Here is a 3,738-nt window from a genome sequence, read left to right on the forward strand (position 1 = left end):
CCTGAGGGTGTTGCGGGTGACCCAGCGTCCGACCCTTGAACTGCGAAAGCTGGCTACAGACAGGCCCGAACCGGCCAACGGCTCGTACCACGGGATCGAGGGGCCGGTCTGCAGCGCGAGGTCCCGTGTCTCCAACACCTCGAACCCCACCGATGCGAGTGCGTCATCGATCGTTTCCGGGTCGTCGATCACCAGCAGGCCCCCTCCCAGTTGGATATCGGCTTTGATCTTCAGGTGGTGAGGGTCCTGGGGGTCGAAGCGATCAGTCATGCAGTACTCGTAAGCGGCGAAGAGGGCGCCAGGTTTTAGCACACGGAAGACTTCGCCGTAGATGCTGATTTTGTCCGGTGCGCAGCAGGTCGCCTCGATGGAGTAGGCGGCGTCGAAGGAGCCGTCCGGAGCGTCGACTTCCAGGAAGTCGCAGTGCAGGAACTCGGCCAGATGGGCCAGCTCCGTTTCTTCCGCCAATTGCCGGGCGCGTTCGAGTTGGTAGGCGTTGCTGTTTATGCCGACGATCTTGGCGCCGGAGAAACGAGCGATCTCCAAAAGCGACCCGCCGATGCCGCTACCGAAGTCGGCGACCACCATCCCCGGTTTGAGGCCCAGTGCAAGAGCTAGGAAGTGCTCATGGCGGGTAAGCGACGCCTCGAAACTCTCGCCGGGAACCCGCGGGGCGAAGTGAAAAGACTTGCCCCAGCCGTACTCGTAGAACTTCGTCACGACGTCGTAGAAGCGGCTCACCATGTGCGGCTGCTCGCGCTCGGCTCGATCACCTGCCGGGTCTGCTGCGACGCGCTGGAGTTCGAGGAAGTCGTCGAGCGCCTCGCGCAGGCTGCCCCCGCTGTTCGCCTTGACGACCGGCTCGGACGCTCCGGACAGCCTAGACACCGGCTCTCGGAATCGCTTGAGCGAAGAACGCTGAGCATGCATTCCTGCCAGCGTCAACCGGGCGTGATCGCGTGGGGGACGCGAACGACCTTCACGACCGATTCATCAGTCTCGACGACTTGGGGTCCTCGCAGCGCGTCGCCTATCTCGCGGCCGTTGGCACAGCCCTGCTCGGTGACCAGCACTGTGACCTCGGTGGCTTCGGCGCTGGGCAGGTTGCCGGGGTCGAGATGCACCTCGACACGGCCGAGGCCCTCTGGCAGCACCACGGCAGGTTCGCAGCGCCGCCTCATGCGTCTCGATTTCGTCAGTCCCGCGGTGGTCTCGCTCACGTCCTCGCAGTCCGCCAGCCCGGCGCCGTCGATGCCCGCCGGGACGGCATCGCCGCCAACCGCAGACATGGTGCCCGCGGTGGCATCGGTACCACCAGCGTTGCCTGCTTACGAACTCTAGGACTTCGACGCTCTGACACTGCCGCTTGCGACGGCAGCGTCGGGTGTGTCGCCGTAGAGGCGTTGGAGATCGACGAGTTCCACGTTGTCGCGGTGCCTTGCCTCAGCGCGCAGAGCGGCGTCGAAACCAGCAACGGAGAACAGCAGCCGCTTGGTGTGCGATGTGGTAGCGGCACGCCCATTGGCTTCGATGAGCGTGGCCAAACGGTCGAGACGGCTCAGGTCGGCGGACGTGAGCCGCGACAGCTTGGCCTCTCCAACGGCATGTACGGTTCGCCGCGTCCGCCCTCGGGATGCTTCGCCCTCGCCCGGGCCGCATACCACCACATCGATCTCGAAGGTCTCCCGGTGGCGCGCGTCGTTGGCCAAGTGGCGTCCCACCTCCCCGAGGGCGACGCCGATTTCGGACGCGTCGGCGTAGCGGCGCGCCCACACGCGACACAGGTGCTCGAAGTGCGGCCCGACAACCCGTGACCCGAACGCGTCCTGGCACGCTGCCCAGACTTGTGCGGCCCGCCGTTCCTCGAGCTGCGCGCGGAACTGGCGGCTGACAGCGAGGTGGAACCGCACGATCGGGTCTGCGATCCGATAAACGGGTCGCCGGCCGCCGAGCGCGTCGGCGTGCCGTTCCACAAGACCGGCGGCGGTCATTACCCCGAGTTGATACGTGATGTCGCCGGCCGGTCGACCTACTGCTTCGGCGATTTGGCCGGCACGACGGCGGCCCGCAGCGATGGCGCTCAGCAGCGAGTAGTACACCGCTCTGTCAGTGACCCGCGGATCTTCGCTCAGCACCGCGTCAGCCTCCGAATACAGCGCATGAGACGGATTGAGCACCGACGACGCCATCCAGTCTCCGAAATCGTCGGGAGACGACGGCACATCGATGGCCTCGACAAGATCTCGATGGCCCGGCACTCCTCCGACTACAGCGTCGAGCAGCAGAGCTGTCGAGGCGTCTTCGATCTTCCAGAATCGGCGGGCATCGCGGTAGTCGAACGGCAGCAGGGCCATGTTGAGCGCGGCACGTCCTCGCAGCGGCGCAGCACCGTGCAACAGCCCCGACATCACCGACATCGCAGAACCGCACAGCACCAGCGACACCGGCCAGTCCCAGTCTGAACCGAGCCCTTCCAGAGCAGATGCGTCAGCCAGCGACTGCACTGCGGAATCCAGCTCCGGGCTGCCGTCTCGCAAGAACGGGTACTCGTCAAGCACCACCACACTGGGGCCGCGCGCCTGCCGGGCGACGGCATGCAGTGCATCGGTGAGCGCAGTCAGCCAGTCATCATGGCGAACGCGCAGCGGGTGAGCATGATCGGCGATCGCTCCGATCGCGTCGCCGAATCGTGCCAAGGCCATCTGGCGGCTTTCTCGCAACGAGAGGTGGTACAGACCACCGAATTCGTCAACGACCCGACGCAACAGAAAGCTCTTGCCCGTCCGGCGACGGCCGTACACAACGCCCAGCCGCAGCGGGCGACCCGGTCCCGCAACGAATCTAGTGAGTTCGGACCACTCTCGATCTCGACCGAACAAGTGCTCCGGCTTCGGCACATCGGCCATGATCCCTGCCTCCAGTCCGCTGAGAGGCTCCTCTCGGAAGCACGATAGCAGAAACCTATTTTGCAGAAATCAAGTTCTGTATTTGAAGCAGGGGCTTCATCCGATCTGACGACCGTATGACAATGACGTGATACGCTCTGGCATCATGAGCATGCTGACCGTAAGGGTCACGCCCGAACTGGAGGCCCGGCTCGGCGCGGAAGCTCGGAGGCTGCACACGACGAGATCGGACCTCGTCCGCCGACTCCTTGAGGACGGCCTCGCTGCCGCCGACGGCGCTTCGGCCGATGTCTCCTGCGCCGATCTCATGGGCGACCTGATCGGGTGCGTGGATTCTGGGATTCCTGACTTGGCAACCAATCCCAGGTACATCGAAGAGGCAATCGTTGCAGACTACGAGCGTGACCTCCGCAGGCTCGCTCCTTGACACCGGGCCGCTCGTCGCAGCGTTGGACAGACGCGACCCCCTCCACGAGTGGGCGGCGCAGCAGTTGAGATCGTTGCAGCCTCCGCTGCTGAGTTGCGAAGCCGTACTGTCAGAGGCCGGCTATCTGATGCGGCGCTCCGGACTTGACGAGTCGCTTCCACTTGGCTGGGTCACCTCGGGCACGCTGCAGCTTGAACCTTCTGTGCCTTCCGTCCGCGAGTCCGGCGTTCTACGACGGCTCATGGAGCGCTACAGCAACGTGCCGATGTCGTTTGCGGATGCCTGCCTTGTCCGGCTGGCGGAGCGCAACCCCGGAGTGCAGCTGCTTACGTTCGATTCCGGCTTTCGCATCTACCGAACGACCGACGGGCGAGCCATTCCGCTCCTCACGCCCGGTCAATGAAC

General features: G+C 64.8%; 5 protein-coding genes. 2 read left to right on the forward strand and 3 right to left on the reverse strand.

All coding sequences use genetic code 11. From position 1 onward, the window contains the following. The 3 genes from VI480_RS00215 to VI480_RS00225 all read right to left on the reverse strand — a co-directional run. The coding region (locus VI480_RS00215) for an SAM-dependent methyltransferase (RefSeq protein WP_323670794.1) at window positions 1-945 on the reverse strand (945 nt) is incomplete at its 3' end. Then, window positions 942-1,289, reverse strand: coding sequence for a hypothetical protein (locus tag VI480_RS00220; protein WP_323670795.1), 348 nt, complete (start codon window positions 1,287-1,289; stop codon window positions 942-944). The genes VI480_RS00215 and VI480_RS00220, both read right to left, overlap by 4 nt. A 48-nt stretch (window positions 1,290-1,337) precedes the next feature. After that, window positions 1,338-2,906 (reverse strand): ATP-binding protein, encoded by a 1,569-nt coding sequence (locus VI480_RS00225; RefSeq protein WP_323670796.1) that lies wholly within the window; start codon window positions 2,904-2,906, stop codon window positions 1,338-1,340. Between the two features lie 145 nt (window positions 2,907-3,051). On the opposite strand from VI480_RS00225, the gene VI480_RS00230 reads away from it, so the two are divergent. After that, the gene (locus tag VI480_RS00230) at window positions 3,052-3,333 is read left to right on the forward strand and encodes a ribbon-helix-helix protein, CopG family (protein ID WP_323670797.1); all 282 of its coding nucleotides are present in this window, start codon (window positions 3,052-3,054) and stop codon (window positions 3,331-3,333) included. Continuing rightward, window positions 3,308-3,736, forward strand: a complete 429-nt coding sequence (locus VI480_RS00235) for a type II toxin-antitoxin system VapC family toxin (RefSeq protein WP_323670798.1) — start codon at window positions 3,308-3,310, stop codon at window positions 3,734-3,736. The genes VI480_RS00230 and VI480_RS00235 overlap by 26 nt, the downstream gene beginning before the upstream one ends. Window positions 3,737-3,738: the final 2 nt, after the last annotated feature.

The organism is Candidatus Poriferisodalis multihospitum (assembly GCF_028283155.1).
GTDB lineage: Bacteria > Actinomycetota > Acidimicrobiia > Acidimicrobiales > Poriferisodalaceae > Poriferisodalis > Poriferisodalis multihospitum.